This window comes from Peptoniphilaceae bacterium AMB_02 (assembly GCA_036321625.1).
GTDB lineage: Bacteria > Bacillota > Clostridia > Tissierellales > Peptoniphilaceae > Microaceticoccus > Microaceticoccus formicicus.
In genome coordinates this window covers 1,389,293-1,409,720 of record CP143259.1, presented here as the reverse complement: position 1 = coordinate 1,409,720, position 20,428 = coordinate 1,389,293, and the positions used below count along the sequence as shown (strand labels likewise).

The 20,428-nt window shown below is 34.1% G+C and carries 16 protein-coding genes and 1 pseudogene; all 17 read left to right on the top strand.

What is annotated here, in order from left to right; genetic code table 11:
* Positions 1 to 189 precede the first annotated feature (189 nt).
* The 17 genes and pseudogenes from guaB (at position 190) to VZL98_06800 (ending at position 20,145) form a co-directional block, all read left to right on the top strand.
* The gene (gene guaB / locus VZL98_06880) at positions 190 to 1,641 is read left to right on the top strand and encodes an IMP dehydrogenase (GenBank protein ID WVH62426.1); all 1,452 of its coding nucleotides are present in this window, start codon (positions 190 to 192) and stop codon (positions 1,639 to 1,641) included.
* Positions 1,641 to 2,591 (top strand): annotated as a pseudogene (gene guaA / locus VZL98_06875) (glutamine-hydrolyzing GMP synthase). The gene guaB and the pseudogene guaA overlap by 1 nt, the downstream one beginning before the upstream one ends.
* 365 nt (positions 2,592 to 2,956) lie before the next feature.
* Positions 2,957 to 3,313: a hypothetical protein gene (locus tag VZL98_06870; GenBank protein WVH62425.1), complete on the top strand. Its 357-nt coding sequence runs from the start codon at positions 2,957 to 2,959 to the stop codon at positions 3,311 to 3,313.
* A 560-nt stretch (positions 3,314 to 3,873) separates the two neighbouring features.
* Entirely contained in the window at positions 3,874 to 4,761 is an 888-nt protein-coding gene (locus VZL98_06865) for an ROK family protein (protein ID WVH62424.1), read from the top strand.
* Complete coding sequence (locus VZL98_06860; GenBank protein ID WVH62423.1) at positions 4,748 to 5,563, top strand: MurR/RpiR family transcriptional regulator; 816 nt, start codon at positions 4,748 to 4,750, stop codon at positions 5,561 to 5,563. Before VZL98_06865 ends, VZL98_06860 begins: the two co-directional genes overlap by 14 nt.
* A 145-nt stretch (positions 5,564 to 5,708) precedes the next feature.
* Positions 5,709 to 6,407 carry an N-acetylmannosamine-6-phosphate 2-epimerase gene (locus VZL98_06855; protein ID WVH62422.1) on the top strand — a complete coding sequence of 233 codons (699 nt, stop codon included), beginning with the start codon at positions 5,709 to 5,711 and terminating at the stop codon, positions 6,405 to 6,407.
* 9 nt (positions 6,408 to 6,416) lie between these two features.
* A complete protein-coding gene (locus VZL98_06850; protein ID WVH62421.1) occupies positions 6,417 to 8,063 on the top strand; it encodes an ABC transporter substrate-binding protein in 1,647 nt (548 codons plus the stop codon).
* A gap of 59 nt (positions 8,064 to 8,122) precedes the next feature.
* On the top strand, positions 8,123 to 9,076 hold the full coding sequence (locus tag VZL98_06845; protein ID WVH62420.1) for an ABC transporter permease: 954 nt from the start codon (positions 8,123 to 8,125) through the stop codon (positions 9,074 to 9,076).
* A 10-nt stretch (positions 9,077 to 9,086) separates the two neighbouring features.
* On the top strand, positions 9,087 to 9,962 hold the full coding sequence (locus VZL98_06840; protein ID WVH62419.1) for an ABC transporter permease: 876 nt from the start codon (positions 9,087 to 9,089) through the stop codon (positions 9,960 to 9,962).
* Positions 9,963 to 9,971: 9 nt separating this feature from the next.
* A complete protein-coding gene (locus tag VZL98_06835; protein WVH62418.1) occupies positions 9,972 to 10,988 on the top strand; it encodes an ABC transporter ATP-binding protein in 1,017 nt (338 codons plus the stop codon).
* Positions 10,975 to 11,967, top strand: a complete 993-nt coding sequence (locus VZL98_06830; GenBank protein WVH62417.1) for an oligopeptide/dipeptide ABC transporter ATP-binding protein — start codon at positions 10,975 to 10,977, stop codon at positions 11,965 to 11,967. The genes VZL98_06835 and VZL98_06830 overlap by 14 nt, the downstream gene beginning before the upstream one ends.
* 12 nt (positions 11,968 to 11,979) lie before the next feature.
* Positions 11,980 to 12,906: a dihydrodipicolinate synthase family protein gene (locus VZL98_06825; protein WVH62416.1), complete on the top strand. Its 927-nt coding sequence runs from the start codon at positions 11,980 to 11,982 to the stop codon at positions 12,904 to 12,906.
* Positions 12,907 to 13,788: 882 nt separating this feature from the next.
* Complete coding sequence (abc-f, locus tag VZL98_06820) at positions 13,789 to 15,432, top strand: ABC-F type ribosomal protection protein (protein ID WVH62415.1); 1,644 nt, start codon at positions 13,789 to 13,791, stop codon at positions 15,430 to 15,432.
* Positions 15,433 to 15,603: 171 nt separating this feature from the next.
* Positions 15,604 to 16,383 (top strand): ABC transporter ATP-binding protein, encoded by a 780-nt coding sequence (locus VZL98_06815; GenBank protein ID WVH62414.1) that lies wholly within the window; start codon positions 15,604 to 15,606, stop codon positions 16,381 to 16,383.
* On the top strand, positions 16,373 to 18,460 hold the full coding sequence (locus VZL98_06810; GenBank protein WVH62413.1) for an ABC transporter permease: 2,088 nt from the start codon (positions 16,373 to 16,375) through the stop codon (positions 18,458 to 18,460). The genes VZL98_06815 and VZL98_06810 overlap by 11 nt, the downstream gene beginning before the upstream one ends.
* Positions 18,453 to 19,133, top strand: a complete 681-nt coding sequence (locus tag VZL98_06805; protein ID WVH62412.1) for a response regulator transcription factor — start codon at positions 18,453 to 18,455, stop codon at positions 19,131 to 19,133. Before VZL98_06810 ends, VZL98_06805 begins: the two co-directional genes overlap by 8 nt.
* The gene (locus VZL98_06800) at positions 19,123 to 20,145 is read left to right on the top strand and encodes a HAMP domain-containing sensor histidine kinase (protein WVH62411.1); all 1,023 of its coding nucleotides are present in this window, start codon (positions 19,123 to 19,125) and stop codon (positions 20,143 to 20,145) included. The genes VZL98_06805 and VZL98_06800 overlap by 11 nt, the downstream gene beginning before the upstream one ends.
* The last annotated feature ends 283 nt before the right edge of the window (positions 20,146 to 20,428 follow it).

The window sequence follows — 20,428 nt, the reverse complement described above, 5'->3', positions numbered from 1 at the left end:
TAAAAACAGACCATTAAATTTGTATTGTTCTGTAAATTATATCACTATCTAAACAGAATAACTTAAGGGTATTGTAGCAAACAAAAAATTACTGATTTTTTTCACATAGTCAACTATACAAAGCTATCGATTTGTATTATAATTCTATAAGAGACAAAAATTCAATATAATATCAAGGGGGAAAATATTATGAAGTACGTAGGCGAAGGACTCACATTTGACGATATACTGCTAATTCCTGATCACTCAAAGGTATTACCGAAAGAAGTAGATTTATCTACAAAACTAACTAATAAAATCACTCTAAACATTCCTATTATGAGTGCCGGAATGGATACTGTTACAGAATCAAAAATGGCTATAGCAGTCGCCAGAGAAGGCGGAATAGGTATTATTCATAAAAACATGTCTATCGAACAGCAAGCAGTCGAGGTTGATAGAGTTAAGAGATCTGAACACGGTGTAATAACCGACCCATTCTTTTTATCACCAATTCACAAAGTCAAAGATGCCATGGATTTAATGGCACATTATAAGATATCCGGAGTTCCTATAACTGATGAAAATGGAGTCTTACTTGGTATTATTACTAATAGAGATGTAAGATTTGAAAACAATGTCGATAAAATTATCGATGATGTAATGACTAAAGAAAACTTGGTCACTGCAAAATCAGATATTACGATGGATGAAGCACTAGACCTATTAAAGAAACATAAAATTGAAAAACTACCTTTAATTGATGATCATAATCACTTAACAGGTTTAATTACTATAAAAGATATCGAAAAATCAATAGAATATCCTAATTCAGCAAAAGACGAGCAAGGTAGACTTCTAGTAGGAGCTGCTGTCGGAGTAACTGAAGATGTTCTTGATAGAATTGCCGCACTTGTAAAAGCAAAAGTGGATGTTGTAGTAATAGACACTGCTCACGGACATTCTCAAGGAGTACTGGATACAGTTAAAAAGATAAAAGCCGAATTTCCTGACTTACAGCTAATTGCTGGAAATGTTGCAACCGGAGCAGCTACTGAAGCACTAATCAAAGCTGGAGCAGATTGTGTTAAAGTTGGTATCGGACCTGGATCGATTTGTACAACTAGGGTAGTAGCCGGTATCGGAGTACCGCAAATTTCAGCAATCATAGACTGTTATGAAGTGGGTAAAAAATACAATATCCCTATCATAGCAGACGGAGGGATTAAATACTCAGGAGACATTACCAAGGCGATAGCAGCAGGAGGCAATGTAGTAATGCTTGGCTCACTTTTAGCAGGAACTACTGAAAGCCCTGGAGATATGGAAATCTATGAAGGAAGAAGATTTAAAGTATACAGAGGAATGGGTTCTATAGCAGCTATGAAAGCCGGTTCCACAGATAGATACTTCCAGGAAAGAGCAGATAAATTAGTACCGGAAGGAGTAGAAGGTAGAGTAGCGTATAAAGGATCTCTTGGAGAAGTTGTGTATCAGCTGGTAGGAGGTCTTAGAGCTGGTATGGGTTATGTTGGAGCAAAAGACATCAAAGAGCTTCAAGAAAATACAAAATACGTTAAAATCACTTCAGCATCACTTATCGAGAACCATCCACATGATATAACAATCACTAAAGAATCTCCAAACTATACTTCAATGTAGGAGGTAATATGCAAGCATTTATTGACAAATCCATTAAGGAAATGCAAGAACAAATAGGGGACAAGAAAGCTATATGTGCACTATCCGGAGGAGTAGACTCTGCTGTATGTGCTGTACTTGTTCACAAAGCCATAGGAGATAGATTGACATGTGTCTTCGTTGATCATGGTCTACTAAGAAAAGGCGAAAAAGAACAAGTTGAAAGAGTATTTAGGGATACATTCCACATCAACTTAGTAGTAGTAGATGCAGTTGACAGATTTTTAGACAAGTTGGTAGGAGTAAATGACCCTGAAAAGAAAAGAAAGATAATAGGTGAAGAATTTATAAGAGTCTTCGAAGAAGAACAAGCAAAACTCGAAGGATATGACTTCTTAGTTCAAGGAACAATCTACCCTGATATCGTAGAAAGCGGTACTGAAGGAGATAAACTCGTAAAGAGCCATCATAATGTAGGCGGTCTTCCTGAGGATGTAAACTTTGAACTGGTAGAACCTCTAAGAACCCTATACAAAGAAGAAGTAAGACAAGTGGGAAGAGACCTTGGAATCCCTGAAGAAGTTGTAGGAAGACAACCATTCCCCGGTCCTGGACTTGGCGTTAGATGCCTTGGAGAAGTTACAAGAGAAAAGCTCGAAATTTTAAGAGAAGCAGACTTTATTTACAGAGATGAGATTCAAAAAGCCGGTTTAAACACTGAAATCTGGCAGTATTTTGCTGCAATTCCGGACTTCAAAGCAGTAGGAAAAGTTGACGGAGAAAGAAGCTATTCATATGCTATAATGTTAAGAGCAGTAGATACAGAAGATGCAATGGAAGCAACATGGCACGAAATCCCACATGCACTATTAAGAAAAATCTCAAAGAGAATCTGCGATGAAGTACCTGGTGTGGTTAGAGTACTATACGATATTACAGATAAACCACCCGGAACTATAGAATTTGAATAAAAACAATAATTCAAGGATTAGACCACCGATAAATTCGGTGGTTTTTTCAATGGAAATTATAGAACTTATTTAATCAATTATGCTATAATCATATCTTTGACAGCAAAAGCAGTAACAAAACATCTGTAAATATTGATAATTCAGTGCTTACAGAGGTTTTGGTTTTTACTTTTTTCTGTAGTTCTACGATGCCTTTTTCAGTTAAAACAGCAGAATTGATATCTAATAAGATGATAAATACACTTCATATATCAGTACCATTTTACCCCGGCTTTTCTTTTGTATTATTGTGACAAAAAGATGATAGAAATCATTGCTTTGTTAAATGACATATGATATCTTATAAAGAAATAGGAGGTTATAGAATGAAAAATAAAATATTTATTAATGTAGTATTTACGATGCTCTTATTTGCCGTGAATACGTATATTTACGAATTAATAACAAAACTACTATTTTTTTCTATAAATGATGATGTGTATTTTTTATACATTTCCCTAATTGCAATATCTACGGTTATTTACTTCTTGGTTTTTATATTAGCCTTTGATTATTTGAAACTACATAAAATATATCTGGCAGTAATAGGTTTAATATATGCGAACAATCTATATATGTCCTTTGAATTAAAAAATATAAAGCTCATCGTACTTTTTTCTATCTTGTTGATTATACTTATAGCTAAATCATTTATTAAAAATGAGGCTAAACCGGAACAATAGTCTACATGAGATATTCGTTTTAAATAACTTATTTAATAGAATTAAAATGCTTCATGGAGATATTTTCCATGAAGCATTTATCTTTTAGAGACAATTCTCAATTTAAAACTCATATTCTTCTAGTGTTTACCGTTCCTCGAATCAGAAAGTACGATGGAACACCAAAGTAATCCCTCAAGGATCCTAAATGCTTCCCACAATTAATGCAACGTAGACCGTTTCCCATCTCATCAATATCGAATTCAGACTCCACAATCCTATCCCTTTGAATTTTAATTAAATTACCCCTGCCGCCTTTTTGGTATATCAAGAAAGGTGTCTTACAAAAATTACAAGACACTAAGAGGAGATGGGTATTTTTAATTTTCCTCATATATGGGTTTTTATATTTCATAAAATCACCTAAATATATTATAACATACTCATTATTTTTAAACTTTATTATTAATACAGTAAAATAATACATAAAAATTATGTAAAGATATTAAAATCCTATGATGATATCTTTTGCAAAGTTAATAGATATATGTTATTTTATAGGAAAGTAGGGAGGGAAATCTATGAATATTTTGGCTTTGGATATTGGTGGAACATATATTAAATACGGTCTTTTCAATAATAATCTTATAGAAAGTGGGGAGACAAAATCTGAAGGAAGTCGAGGTGGCCATTACATAGTAAAAAATGTAGATTCGATAATAGAGAAGTATAAAGATAATTACGAATTACAAGGAGTAGCAATTTCCTCAGCCGGAGTAGTGGATATTGAGTCAGGAACAATAATTCACGCCGGAAATACAATTCCAAATTATAAGGGCTTTAACTGGAAAAAACATATTATGGAAAAGTATGGACTTGATTGTGAAATAGATAATGATGTGAACTGCGCTGCTCTTGGAGAATATAGTTTTGGAGCTGCTAAAGATAAAGATGCCGTTCTTATGCTTGCTGTCGGGACAGGAATAGGCGGAGCTTTCATAAAAGACGGCATTATATATAGAGGATCTAATTATACTGCTATGGAAGTAGGATATATGAAAATGGAAGGAGGCTGCTTCCAGGATATTTCCTCAACTTCAGCACTTGTTTCGCTATATAGAGAGAAGACAGGAAATCTTGAAGCTGATGGAAGGTATATATTTAGATGTGCAAAAGCAGGTGAAAGAGAAGCAATAGAGACAATTGACAGGATTATGAATAATCTCTGTATGGGAATAGCTAATATAACTTTTATCCTAGACCCTAAAGTCGTATTATTAGGTGGAGGTATTATGGAGCAGAGGGAATATCTGGAGCCAATAATCAGAAAATACCTTAAAGAACATATGCTCCCATTAACATATGAAAAAGTGGAAATAGAATTTGCAAAAGCAGGTAATTTAGCAGCTTCGTATGGAGCTTTGCATCACTATAAAACAAGGAAAGGAATAAATCATGGGGTACTTTGATAAGGTAGAAAGCATATATCCTAGTTTGACAAAATCTGAAAGGAAAGTTGCTGATTATATAAAGGATAATGGTGAAAATGTAGTATTTATGTCTATTAAACAGCTTACCGAGGACATAAAAGTTGGGGATGCAACAGTAGTAAGATTTTATAAAAAAGTTGGTTATACCGGTTTCCAGGACTTGAAGATGGACCTTGCTAAGGAAGATTTCTCTGAGAAATATGATGATTCAGATAATTATATTGAAAAAATCGCGTTAAATTATAAAGAGATCATAGAAAGTACAAAATCTTTAGTAGATAGTGATAAAATCAAAAAATTTGTAGAAAAGATTAAAGAGTATAAAAAAGTCTTTTTCTATGGGATTGGAGCAAGTGGATTGGCGGCTCAAGAAGCAGAAATGACATTTTTTAGAGCCGGTTTGCATACTAAAGCAATAATTGATTCGCATTTTCAAGCAATGAATTCAGCAATACTTGACGATGAGTGCATGGTTATAGCATTCAGCCTCTCAGGGACGACAGCTGATATCTATGATGCACTTAAAATTGCTAAAGATAATGGGGCCTATATAGTAGTAATAACAAATTACTTGCTTTCTCCTGTCGGTGAATTAGCAGATATAATTTTTACAACTTCCAAGAAAGAATCCCTGCTTGAAGGTGGTTCACTTAGTGCAAAAATTTCTCAACTATATATAATCGATATACTTTGTACAGCATATTCATTGACCGATAAAGAAAAATATCTTTCTGCAAGATCTAAATCGGCAATGGCGATACTAAACAAAAGAAAAGACTAAAAATCGAAATAATTTTTCGATTTTTTTAAAAATTACTTGCAAACCTTTGCATAATCTGGTATTATATAGGATAAGTGGAGCGTTACTCCTATAGAACAGAAAATATATGGAGAGATACTCCAATGTGGCCGGAGGAGGTGATGGTTTGCAAAATGATAGGGTAATTGAAAAAATAAAAAATGGCTTGATAGTATCTTGCCAAGCACTTGATGATGAAGCTATGTATAGCAAAACTGGAGGTGTAATGCCATTATTTGCTATTGCTGCCCAAAGAGCTGGAGCCTGTGGTATTAGAGCAAACTCAGTTAGGGATATAATGGAAATAAAAGAAGTAATCGACTTACCGATAATTGGAATAATAAAAAAGGTATATCCGGATAGTTGTGTTTTTATATCTGCTACTATGGAGGAAATAGATTCTCTAGTGAAAGCAGGAGTAGAAATCGTAGCACTTGATGCTACCTTGAGGAAAAGACCTGATGGAAGTATAATAAATGAGTTTTTCCAGGAGGTAAGAAAAAAATACCCAAATCAACTTTTTATGGCTGATTGTGCCACTTTGGAAGAAGGGCTAAATGCAGCAGAATTGGGATTTGACTTTATAGGAACAACTCTCAGTGGCTATACAGAAGAATCAAAAGATGCTTCAATGCCCAATTTTGAACTAGTAAAAGAAATTGTAAAAAATACGAATGTTCCGGTTATTGCAGAAGGATGTATAATTGAACCAACTCAAGCTAAAAAGATGCTTGAAATTGGAGCTCACTCTGTCGTAGTGGGGGGAGCCATTACAAGACCTCAGCAAATAGCTGAAAGATTTGTAGAAGAAATAAAAAAAGTTTAGGAGGAAGACATGAACAAAAAATCAATATTAGCATTATTATTGGCACTGGTTATGCTTTTAAGTGCATGTGGTGGTACAAAAACTGAAAACAAAACTGAAGGAGATAAATCCGGAGCTCCAAGTACAGATGGCAAGGTATTGACTACATTGTATGATAAACAAGGTGAAGGAACGAATTTTGACACTCCATGGTGGAATAGAGGAGACCTTTACAAAGTTATATCATTTAGATCACTTTTCAAAGCTAACAGCGACCTATCAGAATTTAATCCTGATTTAATCCAAGATTACAAAATGGCAGATGACGGATTATCTTACGAGTTTAATTTAAAAGATGGCTTAAAATGGTCTGATGGCAAAGAACTAACCGGAGAAGATGTAAAATTCTCTATTGAAGGTGCTCTTAAAGGTGCTAAAATCAACGGTATTTATACTGCAGCATTTACTAAAATAGAAGGTGCTAAGGAATTTAAAGAAGGCAGTGAAACAGAAGTTAAAGGTATTGTAGTAGATGGAAATAATGTAACTATTAAACTTACTCAATCAGTTGGAAATATGGTAGGAATTCTTTCTCAGTTTGCTATACTTCCAAAGCATGGTTTTGAAGGTGTTGATATGACTGAATATCACACTGCAGAATTCTGGAAAAAGCCTGTAACAAATGGTATGTACAAAGTTGATGAAGTTGTAACTGATTCATATTTAACTCTTGTTCCAAACGAAAACTATGAAGGAACTAAACCAAAAATTGAAAAAGTTGTTGTAAATATTGTTCCATCTGATGCTAAATTAAATGCAGTTCTTGGAAACAAAGCAGACTTCTTTAACACTAAAGTACCCGCTGAAATTTCTTCAATTTCTAAAAATGAAAACTGGCAATCTCAAGCAGTAGACACTTTATTCTACTACTACTTAGTATTCAACTATACAGGAAATGATACAAGACCTGCTAACGAATACATTAAGAATCCAAAGTTTAGAGAAGCAATGTACTATGCTATAGACAGAGAAAACTTTGCAAAGAACCTATTCCCGGAATTAGCAGAAGTATCTACATTTGGTGTACCTGGTAGAGATTCAGCAAATAATAATGGCGATTTAGAAAAATATGCATACAATCCTGAAAAAGCAAAAGAAATATTAAAAGAGATTAACTACAAAGACGATAAACCATTAGAGTTTAGATACTACATGGCAGACCAATCATCAGTTGACCTATACAATTCTATAGCTCAAAACCTTAAGGATGTTGGAATATCAGTAAACGTTCAAAAGTTTGCAGGAGATGCGACTCAAGAATTATTCGATATAAGAAACTATGATTTTGCATTAAAAGGACTATCAGCATTTGGTTATGATGAGTGGTATGGAGAATATGCATCAACTCACGGTAACTTCCCTAAACTAATTGGTGATGCTGGAAAACAATATGACGAATTATATAATGAATTATTACAAGTAACTGACCCAGCTAAGAAAGCTGAAATCCTAAAAGGACTTCAAGAAATTGAATCTAAGGATTTATCAAAAATGACTATATTTATGTTAAAGAACATGATATTCACAAATAGCGATAAAGTTGACACTAAAGGTGCTAAATTTGGTAACCCATGGTTTGCAACTGATATCGGATTTGAAAACTGGGAACTTAAGTAATTAATAATGCGAGCAATTGAAACATCAATTGCTCGCTTTTCCAAAAAGGAGGATGAGAAGTGTTAAAGTATATCGGAAGAAAATTGCTATTTATGATACCTATGCTTCTAGTCATATCATTATTAATATTTTTTGCACTTCAGGCTATGCCAACGGATCCTATTAACTATTTAGTGCCTCCGGAAGCAGCTCAAGATCCTGCAATGAAAGAAGCATTAAGAGAAAGGTATGGATTAAATGACCCATACTTAGTCCAATATGGAAGATGGGTTAAGAACATTATAAAAGGTGATTTTGGTTATAGCATTATAAATGGAGCAAAAATTTCTGAAGTACTAGCTCAGAAACTCCCGGCTACTCTTGAGCTTGCAATATCTGCCTTAATCATATCTTCGGTTCTTGGCATATTGCTGGGAATACTTGCAGCAGTAAATCAGAATGGGATAGTAGATTATATTGGTAGAGTCATTGGAGTTATAGGACAATCAATTCCTCAATTTTTATTTGGAATTATTCTGATTGCCATTTTCGCATTATCTCTCAGATGGCTTCCTGTTGGAGGACGAAATGTATATGGCTCAACAGGCTTTTTAGATAAACTTAAAAACTTAATATTGCCTGCAACTGCCTTGTCATTAGGTATGATTGCTACAGTATTGAGATACACGAGAAACTCTATGCTGGATGTAATTAATAAAGAATATGTTAAGACAGCAAGAAGTAAAGGAATCCCCGAATGGAAAGTGTACTTAAAACACGCATTTAGAAACTCTATGGGTCCGATACTGGTAACTATATTATTTAGAATACCGGGTTTAATAGGTGGTTCCGTCGTTATAGAGTCAGTATTTAACTGGCCGGGAATCGGATCAACACTAATGGGAGCGGTAACATCCGGAGATTATCCTATTATAATGGTTACCACACTATTAATAGCGGTAGTAATGTTAGTAATATCATTTATGGTAGATGTAATTAGTGCTTGGTTAGACCCGAGAATCAGATTGGATTAAGGAGGTAGTCATGACAGAATTAACAAAAGTAAAAAATACAAACAAGTCATCTCTAGCTAAAAGATCCATACAAAAGATGCTTAGTAATAAACTTGCAATGATTGGTTTAATTGTAGTTATTTTATTTGCACTAATGTCTATATTTGCGCCATTCATAACTAAGCATGATCCGAATTCTATAGATATGTCCATCTTAAATCAACCACCCGGAAATGGGCATCTATTTGGAACAGACTCAACAGGTAGAGACCTATTCTCAAGATTGCTATACGGTGGTAGAATGTCAATCATGATTGGAACAGTCAGTGCATTAACAACCTCTATAATAGGGACTATTTTGGGACTTATTACAGGATATTTTAGAGGATGGGTAGATAAAATATTTGTTAGATTATCAGAAGTATTCCAAGCCTTTCCTATGACTATCCTAGTTATGGTACTGGTAACCACAATTGGTCCAAGTGTTACAAATATGATTTTGGTATTTACTGTTATTGGCTGGATGACGGTGTTTAGAATAGTTAGAAATGAAGTACTAAGATTGAGAGAAGAAACATATGTTGAAGTTAACAAAGCATTTGGTATAAAAGACTTTCCTATAATGTTTAAGCAAATATTACCGAATACAATGAGTCCAATAATTGTAGCAACCACAATCAACGTAGCTTTCTTCATCTTGGAAGAAACAGGATTATCATTCCTCGGACTAGGTGTTCCTACCAATGTACCAACATGGGGAACGATAATAAATGCAGCTAAAAGCATCCTGGTAATTCAGGAATATTGGTGGCAATGGATAATTCCCGGTGCTGTAATCTCGATCTTTGTAATGAGTGTAAACTTCCTTGGCGATGGTCTAAGAGATGTACTAGACCCTAAGAACTAGGAGGCGAATATGGAAAATATTTTAAAAGTAAGAAACATAAGCACAGAATTTAAAGTAGGAAAAAATAAAGTTAAAATAGTAAAAAACGTCTCTTTAGATGTTAAAAAAGGACAGATACTTGCAATAGTAGGAGAGTCAGGCTGTGGAAAATCTGTTACAGTACATAGTATAATCAATCTTCTACCAGCAAATGGTCGAGTCTCTACAGGAGAATCATGGTTTAATTCTACAGATTCCAACAATGTTAACTTGCTCAACTTAAAACCGTTTGGCAGACAAATGCGTGCTTTAAGAGGTGCTGAAATAGGTATGATTTTCCAAGACCCTATGCAGTCATTAAACCCTGTTTATACAATAGGTTCACAAATAATGGAAAATATTTTACAACACAAAAAAATTAGCAAAAAAGAAGCTAGAGAAATTGGTATAGAAATGCTTAAAAAATTGGGTATTCCTGAACCTACCAAGAGATTCGACGACTATCCGCATCAATTTTCCGGTGGTATGAAACAAAGGGTTATGATAGCGATAGCTATGGTTAATAACCCGGATCTCTTAATAGCGGATGAACCAACCACTGCCTTAGATGTAACGATACAAGCTCAGATTATGGACTTAATGAAAGACATGAGAGATAAGGATGGTAAATCAGTTATACTTATTACTCATAATATGGGATTAGTGGCAGAAGTTGCAGATCAAGTTGCCGTAATGTACATGGGTAGGGTTATTGAGTATGGTCAAGTTGAGGATGTATTTGAAAATCCCGTACATCCATACACAAAAGCGCTACTTAAATCTGTACCGGTACCTGGACTTTCCAAGAATCAAAAATTGGCGACAATTCCCGGGGAAACTCCTGACCCAACAGACTATGTAAAGGGTTGTGAATTCTCAAATAGATGTCCAAAATTTAAACCGGAGTGCATGCTAAAAGACATACCATTATTTAGAGTGAATGGAGATCATGTCGCTAGATGTATACTTTTAGAAGGGGAAAAGGAGCAAGTAAATGAAAATGAATAATGATATAGTATTTGAAGTTAATAATTTACAAACTTACTTTCCAATTTATGAAGGATTCATAAAAAAACGCAAGGTAGCCGATATCAAAGCAGTTGACAATGTTTCTTTTAAAGTAACAAGAGGAGAAACACTTGGAATCGTTGGTGAATCAGGATGTGGTAAAACTACTCTAGGCAAGAGCATAATGATGTTACAAAAGCCAACCGGTGGAGAAGTAAGATTCAATATGCATGGAAATATGCAAGATATCACAAAGTTCACCAAGGCAGAATTATTTGAATTTAAAAAACAAGTCCAAATGGTTTTTCAAGATCCATATAGTTCCTTAAATCCAATGAAAAAAATATACGATGCTTTTGAAGAGCCTCTTAAAGCACATGGTTATTCATCTAAAGAAGAACGTGAGCAAATAATGATAGATAGGCTTAGAACGGTTAACTTACAGCCTGAATATATATACAGATACCCCCATGAGTTTTCGGGGGGACAAAGACAAAGACTTTGTATAGCTAGAGCACTTTCCGTATCACCGGAAGTAGTTGTACTGGATGAACCGGTATCGGCTTTAGACGTCTCTATACAAGCTCAAGTACTAAATTTGATGCAGGAAATACAAGAAAACATGAATCTGACTTATATTTTCATTGCACATGACCTATCTGTTGTAGAATATATCAGCGATAGAATTATCGTAATGTACTTAGGCAATATAGTTGAAGTATCGAAGAGTGAAGAGCTCTACAAAAATCCTTTACATCCGTATACTGAAGCACTTCTATCAGCTATACCAATACCTGTGGTTGGTAAATCCAAAGGTAGAATAATCTTGGAAGGAGATGTTCCTTCACCGATTAACAAACCCACAGGATGTCCATTCCACCCAAGATGTAGTAAAAGAATGGAAATTTGCAAGACGGAAGTACCGAAATTACTGGATAAAGGACAAGAACATTTGGTAGCTTGTCACTTATATGATTAAGGAGCGTAAAAGATGGCTAAATTCGACATAAGAGAAATAAAAGGCGTAATACCTGCAATGATTACACCATTCAATCAAGATGAAGAACTTGACGAAAAGAAAACCCGAGACTTGGTGGAATTTTTAATAAATAAGAAAGTTAATGGTCTTTACATCGGTGGAAGTACCGGAGAAGGATTCTTAATGGACATCGATGAAAGAAAAAAACTTACAGAGATAGTGTGTAATCAAGTAAATGGAAGAATCCCTGTAATAGTTCATGTAGGAAACATTGGAACAAAAATGTCAATCGATATAGCAAAACATGCCCATGAAAATGGAGCAGACGCAATATCCAGTGTACCACCTTTTTATTGGAGATTCGATAACGAAAGTATCTTTAATTATTACAAAGACATTTCTGAATCAACACCATTACCTATGATAGTTTACAATGTACCACTAGCCGGTTTAATGGGTCTTGACATGATCTACAAACTTGCAGAGATTGAAAATGTAAAAGGAATAAAATATACTGCTACTAACCATTTTGAAATAAGACTAATAAAAGCTCAATTGGGCGAAGACTTTATGGTCTACTCAGGCTCGGATGAAATGGCAATCTCAGGACTATTACACCACTCAGACGGACTGATAGGCTCTTTCTATTCTATGCTTCCGGACTTATTTATAAAGATATATGAGTCCATGGAAAACAAAGAGATAGAATCGGCAAAAGACTATCAGCTCATGGCTGTAGATATAATCATGACTTCTTTAAAATACGATTATTACGCAGCAATTAAATTAGGACTTTCTTGGATGGGATTAGATGTAGGAAGTGTAAGAAGACCATTTAAAGCCTTAACAGATGCTCAAAAAGAACAATATAAAAATGACCTCTTAGAAATAAAAGGTAAATACGACTTTACATGTGATTTGTTAGAAGCAATAAACTAAAAATCTCCCTCTAACGAGGGGGTTTTTGTTTTGAGAAGTGGTAGGATAGGGAGTTTTTTAGTAGATGAAGGTGTGTATGAGTATAACAGTTGGAATTCTGTGAATTCCTTCATTTAAAAATCTCTCCCTCCGAGTCGCTTAGGCGACCCACCTCCCTCGTCAGATGGAGGCTAAGTGATTGCCAATCAGTTCGTTCTTTTATCGGCTCCATTTGGAAAAGGAGTCGAAACCATGAGAACTTTACCTTTTCCATTTGTTATTTATGTATATGACATTTTGATATGAAATAAGTCTTTGAGAGCCTCCCTCTGACGAGGGAGGTGGGTTTGCGAAGCAAACTCGGAGGGTGAGAAATACAAAAGGCGACATCTTCAAGTCGCTACTTCTAAAATCTAACTTCAAACCTCTAACTTCTCACATCTAAACATGTGAGGTGGGTTTGTGAAACAAACTCGGAGGGAGAGAAAACTCAGGCTGCAATTACTTTAGCCAAATTCTATTATCTCAGATTGTAAATTGTACATTATTTAATTGACTCTATAATAAACGAAGAAGTGTCGTGAAGTTCTAAATTTATTATCCAAAATCTTAATAAAAGAGACTTGTTAATAATGAATCTCGACTATAAGCCGTATTAATGATATAATAATCTTTAGTAGAAATATACTATCTATCAAATCCAAATTACAAAGGAGAACTATTCAGAATAATGTACAGATAATCCATTAGTAAACTAAAGAGCAGAAAATACAGGACTAGAAACATGCCTTGTATTCTTATGCCTATTTTATGAGTGGATAGTTTGTATTAGGGTACCTTTGTGTACAATTTTATATTTAACTATGATTACTATCCTCTCTTACTGTATAAGGGGGATTTTTTATGCTATTAATTAAAATAAATAAATTAAAGAAGTATTTTGGAGATAGATTATTACTTGATATAGACGAACTGAAAGTTTTTCAAGGAGATAAAATAGGAATAGTAGGCGTAAATGGGGTGGGAAAAACCACACTACTGGAAATAATTATTGGAAAGATGGAGTATGATAGTGGAAATCTCATAGTTTGTGATAAAAACACAAAGTATGTATCTCAATTGGGAGAACCTATGAATAAGACTATCAGCGGTGAATATAAATCTATATTTCAAGTAGATAATGTATGGAAAGATAATATGAGTGGTGGAGAGAAAACTAGATTTAAACTTGCGGAAGGCTTTCAATCCAAACCCAATCTACTATTAGTTGATGAACCAACCTGCAATTTAGATATTGACGGTATAGATTTGATAATTAAAAAATTTAAAGCTTTCAGCGAGACAATATTAGTTGTATCTCATGATAGGCATTTTCTAGACAGTGTATGCAATAAAATACTTGAAATAGACCATGGAAAATGCAAGCTTTACAATGGAAATTACAGTATGTATTTGTCGCTTAAGGAAGCAGAACTAATAAGAAGTGAATTTGAATATAATGAATTTATAAAAGAAAAAAACAGATTAACAGAAGTAAAAAGAAATATAAAAGAAAAGTCCGGAAAAATACGAAAAGTACCTAAGAGAATGGGAAATTCTGAAGCAAGACTCCATAAAATGGGTGGACAATCCAATAAAAAAAAGATGGAAAATTCTGCAAAAGCCATCCAAAGTAGAATAAATCAATTAGAAGTTAAAGAAAAACCAAAAGAAGAAAGTACTATAAAGATTAAACTTTTAGAAAATTCTCAACCCTATTCAAAGATTTTGGTGTCAGGTAGTAGGATTAATAAGTATTTCGGCAATGTACAAATCTTTAATGATTCAAGTTTCAGTATCTATAATGGAAAAAAAGTTGCGTTGATAGGACCTAATGGAAGCGGAAAGACTACGCTTATTAACATGATTTTAAATAGTGAAAATATAAAGATCAGTAAGGGTGTGAAATTTGGATATTTTAGCCAATCCATGTCCATTTTGGATGAGAACAAGACGATATTGGAAAATGTAATGGAAAACAACATCCATGGCATGGATTTTTCAAGATTAATCCTGGCAAGACTACTTATAAGAGGTGATGTGGTTCATGAAAGACTTAGTATTCTTAGCGGTGGGGAAAGGGTAAAAGTCTCTTTTGCTAAGATAATCTTGGAAGATATAAACTTCCTTATCTTGGATGAACCTACTAATTACTTGGACATTAGCAGTATGGAAGTAATCGAAGAACTACTCGTAAACTATGATGGAACAGTTCTCATCGTGTCACATGATGTGAGGTTTATTGATAAAGTAGCAGATGAACTTCTAATAATAAAAGATAAAAAGATTAAACAGTTCAGCGGTAACTACAGCCAATACAAAGAGTCTATACTGGTTAAACCAAACCAATTAGATAGGAATAATGAGGAGGTAAAGATGATATTGGAAATTGAGATATCGAGCTTAATTTCTCAACTATCCGGTGAAATAAGTGCAGACAAAAAAGAGCAGATGGAAAAGGAGTATTTGAAAAAGCTAAAGGCTCTAAAAATGCTAGAATCAGAATAGTTTATTATAGGTTCATATCATAAAAGAAAGCTCCAATATTTAACCGGGTGTGAGTAAATTGACTTTTGTATTTGCAGTTTACATTAATACCTCATAACCTTACACCATCTGTAAGTGTTATTCTCCATTTAATCAAGTTATAATAAAAGTACATTAAGGGGGGAGTAAAACATGAACACGAAAAGAGTTTTGCAAGTTGAAAATATTACAAAAAACTATGGTAAAGGTGAGAACAGAACGGAAGCCCTTAGAGGAATAAGCTTTGATGTACTGGAAGGAGAATTTCTCGGAATCATGGGACCGAGCGGTTCAGGGAAAACTACTCTCCTAAACTGTATATCAACCATGATTAAACCGACATCCGGGAAAATTCTTATGGAAGGTAAGGATATATCTACTTTTAAAGGAAGTGAGTTGGCAGATTACAGAGGAAATGAAATAGGTTATATTTTCCAAGAATTTGAACTCCTAGACAATTTAACTGCAAGTGAAAATATCACATTACCACTTTTGTTACATGGTTTAACGGGATTACAAGCGGAAGATAAACTTAGAGAAATTGCTAAACTATTGGATATAGTTGAAGTATTACGAAAGTTTCCATCGCAGATGTCCGGTGGACAGAAGCAAAGAGTAGCTGCAGCAAGAGCACTAATTTCAAATCCGAGTATTGTTTTGGCTGATGAACCTACGGGGGCATTGGACAGCAAAAACTCCAGGATACTTATGGAAAAACTATCTGCAATAAATAAACAAAACCAAAAAACAATCATGATGGTTACGCATAACGCAAATGCAGCATGTTACTGCTCCAGGATACTTTTTATTCAGGATGGAAGGCAGGTTCACGAACTTAGAAAGAATATTGATACTGAAACCAATGAGAAGTTTTACGAGCGTATTGTAACTGTAATGGCACAACTTGGAGGTGGAAGTGCAAATGTTCTTTAAATATATAAGACGTAATGTCATTAAAAACCGCAAGAATAACGGCTTGTTTTTTGGCTCGCTTATAATTGCTATAATTGCTTTCTACACTCTATTGTCACTCGGTGATCAAGATGTGATTAAGTTTTTAAGAAAATTTGAAAGTGATGCCGTACAGAAACTACTAAGCTTAATTCCAATAGTATATATAGTTTCACTATTCTTCGTTTTCTTCCTCGTTTACTTTGCGTATAGTTATCAATTGGACAATAGAAAAAAAGAATTTGGACTATATTTGATGCATGGTATGAAGAGAATTACCTTGTTCGGGATGTTAATGGGGGAAACTTTAGTAAATAGTATTATATCATTGATAATTGGATTACCGATAACAATATTACTGACGGAGTTAATAAGCTTGGTAACTGCTAAGATAATTGGCTTTGGAATAATTGGACATAGTATAACTTTTTCTAGTTTTGCAATACTTGGAACAGTAGCCGGCTTTGTAATCATTCAAGTAATGGCAATGTTGATTTTGAGCATTAAGATAACCCAAAAAGATCCTAAAGAACTTATGGATTCAGATTCACCGGAAAGACAAGAGACTGCAAAAAGAAAAAGTAGCAAAATATATTTATTTATTGGGATATTGGTTCTAATAACTGCGTATTTTTTGGGAATTAGCAGGTTGAAAACGAATTTTACATTATTTCTACCCATAATAATACTGGGAATTGCAGGAACCTTTCTATTCTTCCGTGGACTTGGTGAATTAATAGGGCATCATATAAGAAAAAACAGCTCTTCAAATTCCGGTCTGTATACATTTACAGGAAGACAGATACAAGAACATGTAATACATCAGTATAAAGCGCTAGCCATATCTTCACTACTATTATTTATCGCAATTGCATGTGTATCCTTTGGGATTAGCATAGTATTATCACAAGTAGTAGCACCGGAAAGAACAGTTGATTATTCTGTTTATGGAACTGAAGAAAATATTAGAGAGGCACTTAATACTGACGAAGCAAAATCCATAGTAAGCGAATATTATCCTGTTTATGCAAGTCAAATGAGAACGAATACCTACGATTTAGAAGGTGAAATATTAAGCAAAAGAGAAAATTCCATTGATTTTACATGGGGTAATACAGCTGAGGTATTTTCAAAGATATCCACTGGCAAAGAGGACGAAAGTTATTTACAAAGATTTAAAGACAAAACCGGAGACTATGTAATTTCACTCTCGACATACAATCAATTACTTAAAACTATTGGTGAAGATCCGCTAAAACTGGAATCAAACCAAGTTGCTTTTTATACTTCTTTCGTAGAGAGAGCGGGCATAATAGAAATGATGAACTTAGGTTTAGATAAAGGTGTATATGTAACTATAGATGGTCAAAGATACGATGTTATCCCAAAGGTAAGACATCATAGATTATTTGCAGATAGGGAATTAACACTATTGGGATCATTTATTGTTACTGATGAAGATTATAAAAAATGGGCTGACTCAAATGAACCTTATTGCTGGAATATAATATTAAAAAAAGATATGGTCGAAAAATTAGGTTATTTTGAAATAAGTGACAAAATGGATAAAATACTGGATGGTAAGGATTTAGTGTATGGAGACTTATTAAGGGGAGCCAGCCGAAAGATTTTTTACGCAGTAACAGCCGGATATATCACGCTTTATTTAGGTGCACTATTTATGGTTATAGCAAATACCGTTATAGGGATAAAATACCTGATTCAACAAAGAACTGACAAGCATAGATATATAACACTTCTAAAAATGGGAGCGACCGTTGTAGAGCTAAGTAAATCAGCCAGATCACAGATTAGGATATTCTTTGGCATTGCAATAACACTCGCCATATTTAATACAATATTCGGAGTATGGTCGATGTTTGTAAGTTTTCTAAGACTTCCTTATGGAACTCCTATTAAACCGATTATAATATTTATCACTATTACGGCAATATCGTTTATAATAATAGAGTGTATATACATCTATATGGTTGAAAGAGCAAGTGATAAAGAAATAAGGGAATTGGAAATGATAAAAAGAGGTGTAATCGTTGAGTAAAATCATTATTATTGAAGATGATATTTATCTGCGAGAAGAACTTGTCAATATTTTTGAAAGGAAGGGATATACCACAGGTAGCATCTCTTCCTTTGATGCGCCTGAGACTGAAATTTTACGTTTCGAACCGGATCTTGCAATACTGGACATTAACCTGCCCAATAAATCAGGATTTGAATTATGTAAATGGTTAAAAGCCAGATCGTCCTTTCCGATACTGATACTTACCTCCAGAGATACACTGTCCGATGAATTACATGCACTTGGGCTGGGTGCAGATGATTTTCTAACAAAACCGTGCAATCCTGAAAGATTAATCGCAAGAGTAGAACGACTTCTTCAAAACTATGGTAAGGTAAAAAGTATGATCCAAGTAGGAGAATATGTGCTGGATATCGATACATATAAATTGATTTACCGGAATTCATATATTATATTATCTGAAACAGAAGGAAAACTACTAAAAATACTTATGGAATCATATCCTAACGAGGTTACAAAAGAAAAAATATTTCAAGGACTTTGGGGCACGGAAGAGTTTGTAGATGAAAACATCCTCCAAGTAAACATGACGCGGCTTAGAGGGAGTTTGAATAATATCGGAGCAAGTAAAATAATTAAAACCATTAGAGGGAAGGGTTATAAACTAGAGGTGCAAGAAAATGACAGGTGATAAAAACAAAATAGTTGTTGATAAAAACTGGATAATCCTACTGATACTAACCGATATATTCATGCTTATAATAACATGGATAACTAGTCCTAGAGGATTTTGGAGTGTAATCACTTCAATAATACTATTTTCTGTCATTATATTAATATTTGGAATATGGTTTGAAATTAGAAAAGAAAAACAAAAAATTCGGATGATACAATTATTTATAAATAATCCTGAAGATAAATCTGAAAGTGAATTATTAAACATAATAAATGAGACTTGGCATCCAACAATAAAGCAAATCTCAAATAAACTTAGAGAGCAATCTAAAACAATCGTAGAAACTAAAACGGATTTGATAAATTACAAGGAATTCATAGAAGCATGGACTCATGAGATAAAAACTCCAATATCACTTGCAACACTTGTCCTGGACAATCGAAGGGACGAAATGTCTGATTATGTCTATGATAGAATGGATTATGTACGCCAAACCATAGTAAATGATGTAGATCGTATCCTCTATTATGCAAGACTTCAAGCTGATCATATGGATTATAAATTTACTAAGATGGATATAAAAGACAGCGTAATAGAAAGCCTGGAAGATTTTCGTGGAATCATTGAAGAGAAAAACATAAAAATTGAAAATGAATTAATATCTTTTAAAATTACAAGCGATGAAAAAATCTTGAAATTTATCCTATCTCAGATAATCAGTAATGCCGTTAAATACACATCTCAGGATAAGGGAATAATAAAACTAAAAAGCTATATGACTGGTGAACCGGAGAGTAAAATTCATCTTTCAATCAAAGACAATGGAAGCGGCGTGCCAAAACAAGATCTACCATTTATTTTCGACAAAGGATTTACAGGAACCCATCCAAACAGACAAAGCGCAACTGGAATTGGACTATATCTGGTCAAGAAATACGCCGAAATGCTAAATATTGAAGTAGAAGTAGATCCATCGTCAACAAAAGGAAACGGCTTTGAAATCGTACTAAAATTCCCGGTTGTATAAAACAAAAGAGATGTTTTAAGTTTTTTTATGGGGTAGTTGTGTGGGATAGGTCGTGAGTCTAATAGTTGTAAGAGATAAGTTGAAATATAAAGGTTGAATTTTTCAAATTCTTCGTATTATATCTCTCCCTCAGTCAACTGAGTTGATAGCTTACCGGTGGAGTTGTATAGTCGTGTGGGATTGGTCGTGAGTTCAAAATATAGCAGTAGAATTCTTTGAATTCCTTTTTTTTATATCTCTCCCTCAGTCAGCACTGCTGACAGCTCACAGGTGGAGTTGGATA

Bases quoted from the DNA above. Each gene is read 5' to 3' on its own strand.
- guaB (WVH62426.1), top strand. From the start codon at position 190: ATGAAGTACGTAGGCGAAGGACTCACATTTGACGATATACTGCTAATT.
- VZL98_06870 (WVH62425.1), top strand. From the start codon at position 2,957: ATGAAAAATAAAATATTTATTAATGTAGTATTTACGATGCTCTTATTT.
- VZL98_06865 (WVH62424.1), top strand. From the start codon at position 3,874: ATGAATATTTTGGCTTTGGATATTGGTGGAACATATATTAAATACGGT.
- VZL98_06860 (WVH62423.1), top strand. From the start codon at position 4,748: ATGGGGTACTTTGATAAGGTAGAAAGCATATATCCTAGTTTGACAAAA.
- VZL98_06850 (WVH62421.1), top strand. From the start codon at position 6,417: ATGAACAAAAAATCAATATTAGCATTATTATTGGCACTGGTTATGCTT.
- VZL98_06840 (WVH62419.1), top strand. From the start codon at position 9,087: ATGACAGAATTAACAAAAGTAAAAAATACAAACAAGTCATCTCTAGCT.
- VZL98_06835 (WVH62418.1), top strand. From the start codon at position 9,972: ATGGAAAATATTTTAAAAGTAAGAAACATAAGCACAGAATTTAAAGTA.
- VZL98_06830 (WVH62417.1), top strand. From the start codon at position 10,975: ATGAAAATGAATAATGATATAGTATTTGAAGTTAATAATTTACAAACT.
- VZL98_06825 (WVH62416.1), top strand. From the start codon at position 11,980: ATGGCTAAATTCGACATAAGAGAAATAAAAGGCGTAATACCTGCAATG.
- abc-f (WVH62415.1), top strand. From the start codon at position 13,789: ATGCTATTAATTAAAATAAATAAATTAAAGAAGTATTTTGGAGATAGA.
- VZL98_06815 (WVH62414.1), top strand. From the start codon at position 15,604: ATGAACACGAAAAGAGTTTTGCAAGTTGAAAATATTACAAAAAACTAT.
- VZL98_06810 (WVH62413.1), top strand. From the start codon at position 16,373: ATGTTCTTTAAATATATAAGACGTAATGTCATTAAAAACCGCAAGAAT.
- VZL98_06800 (WVH62411.1), top strand. From the start codon at position 19,123: ATGACAGGTGATAAAAACAAAATAGTTGTTGATAAAAACTGGATAATC.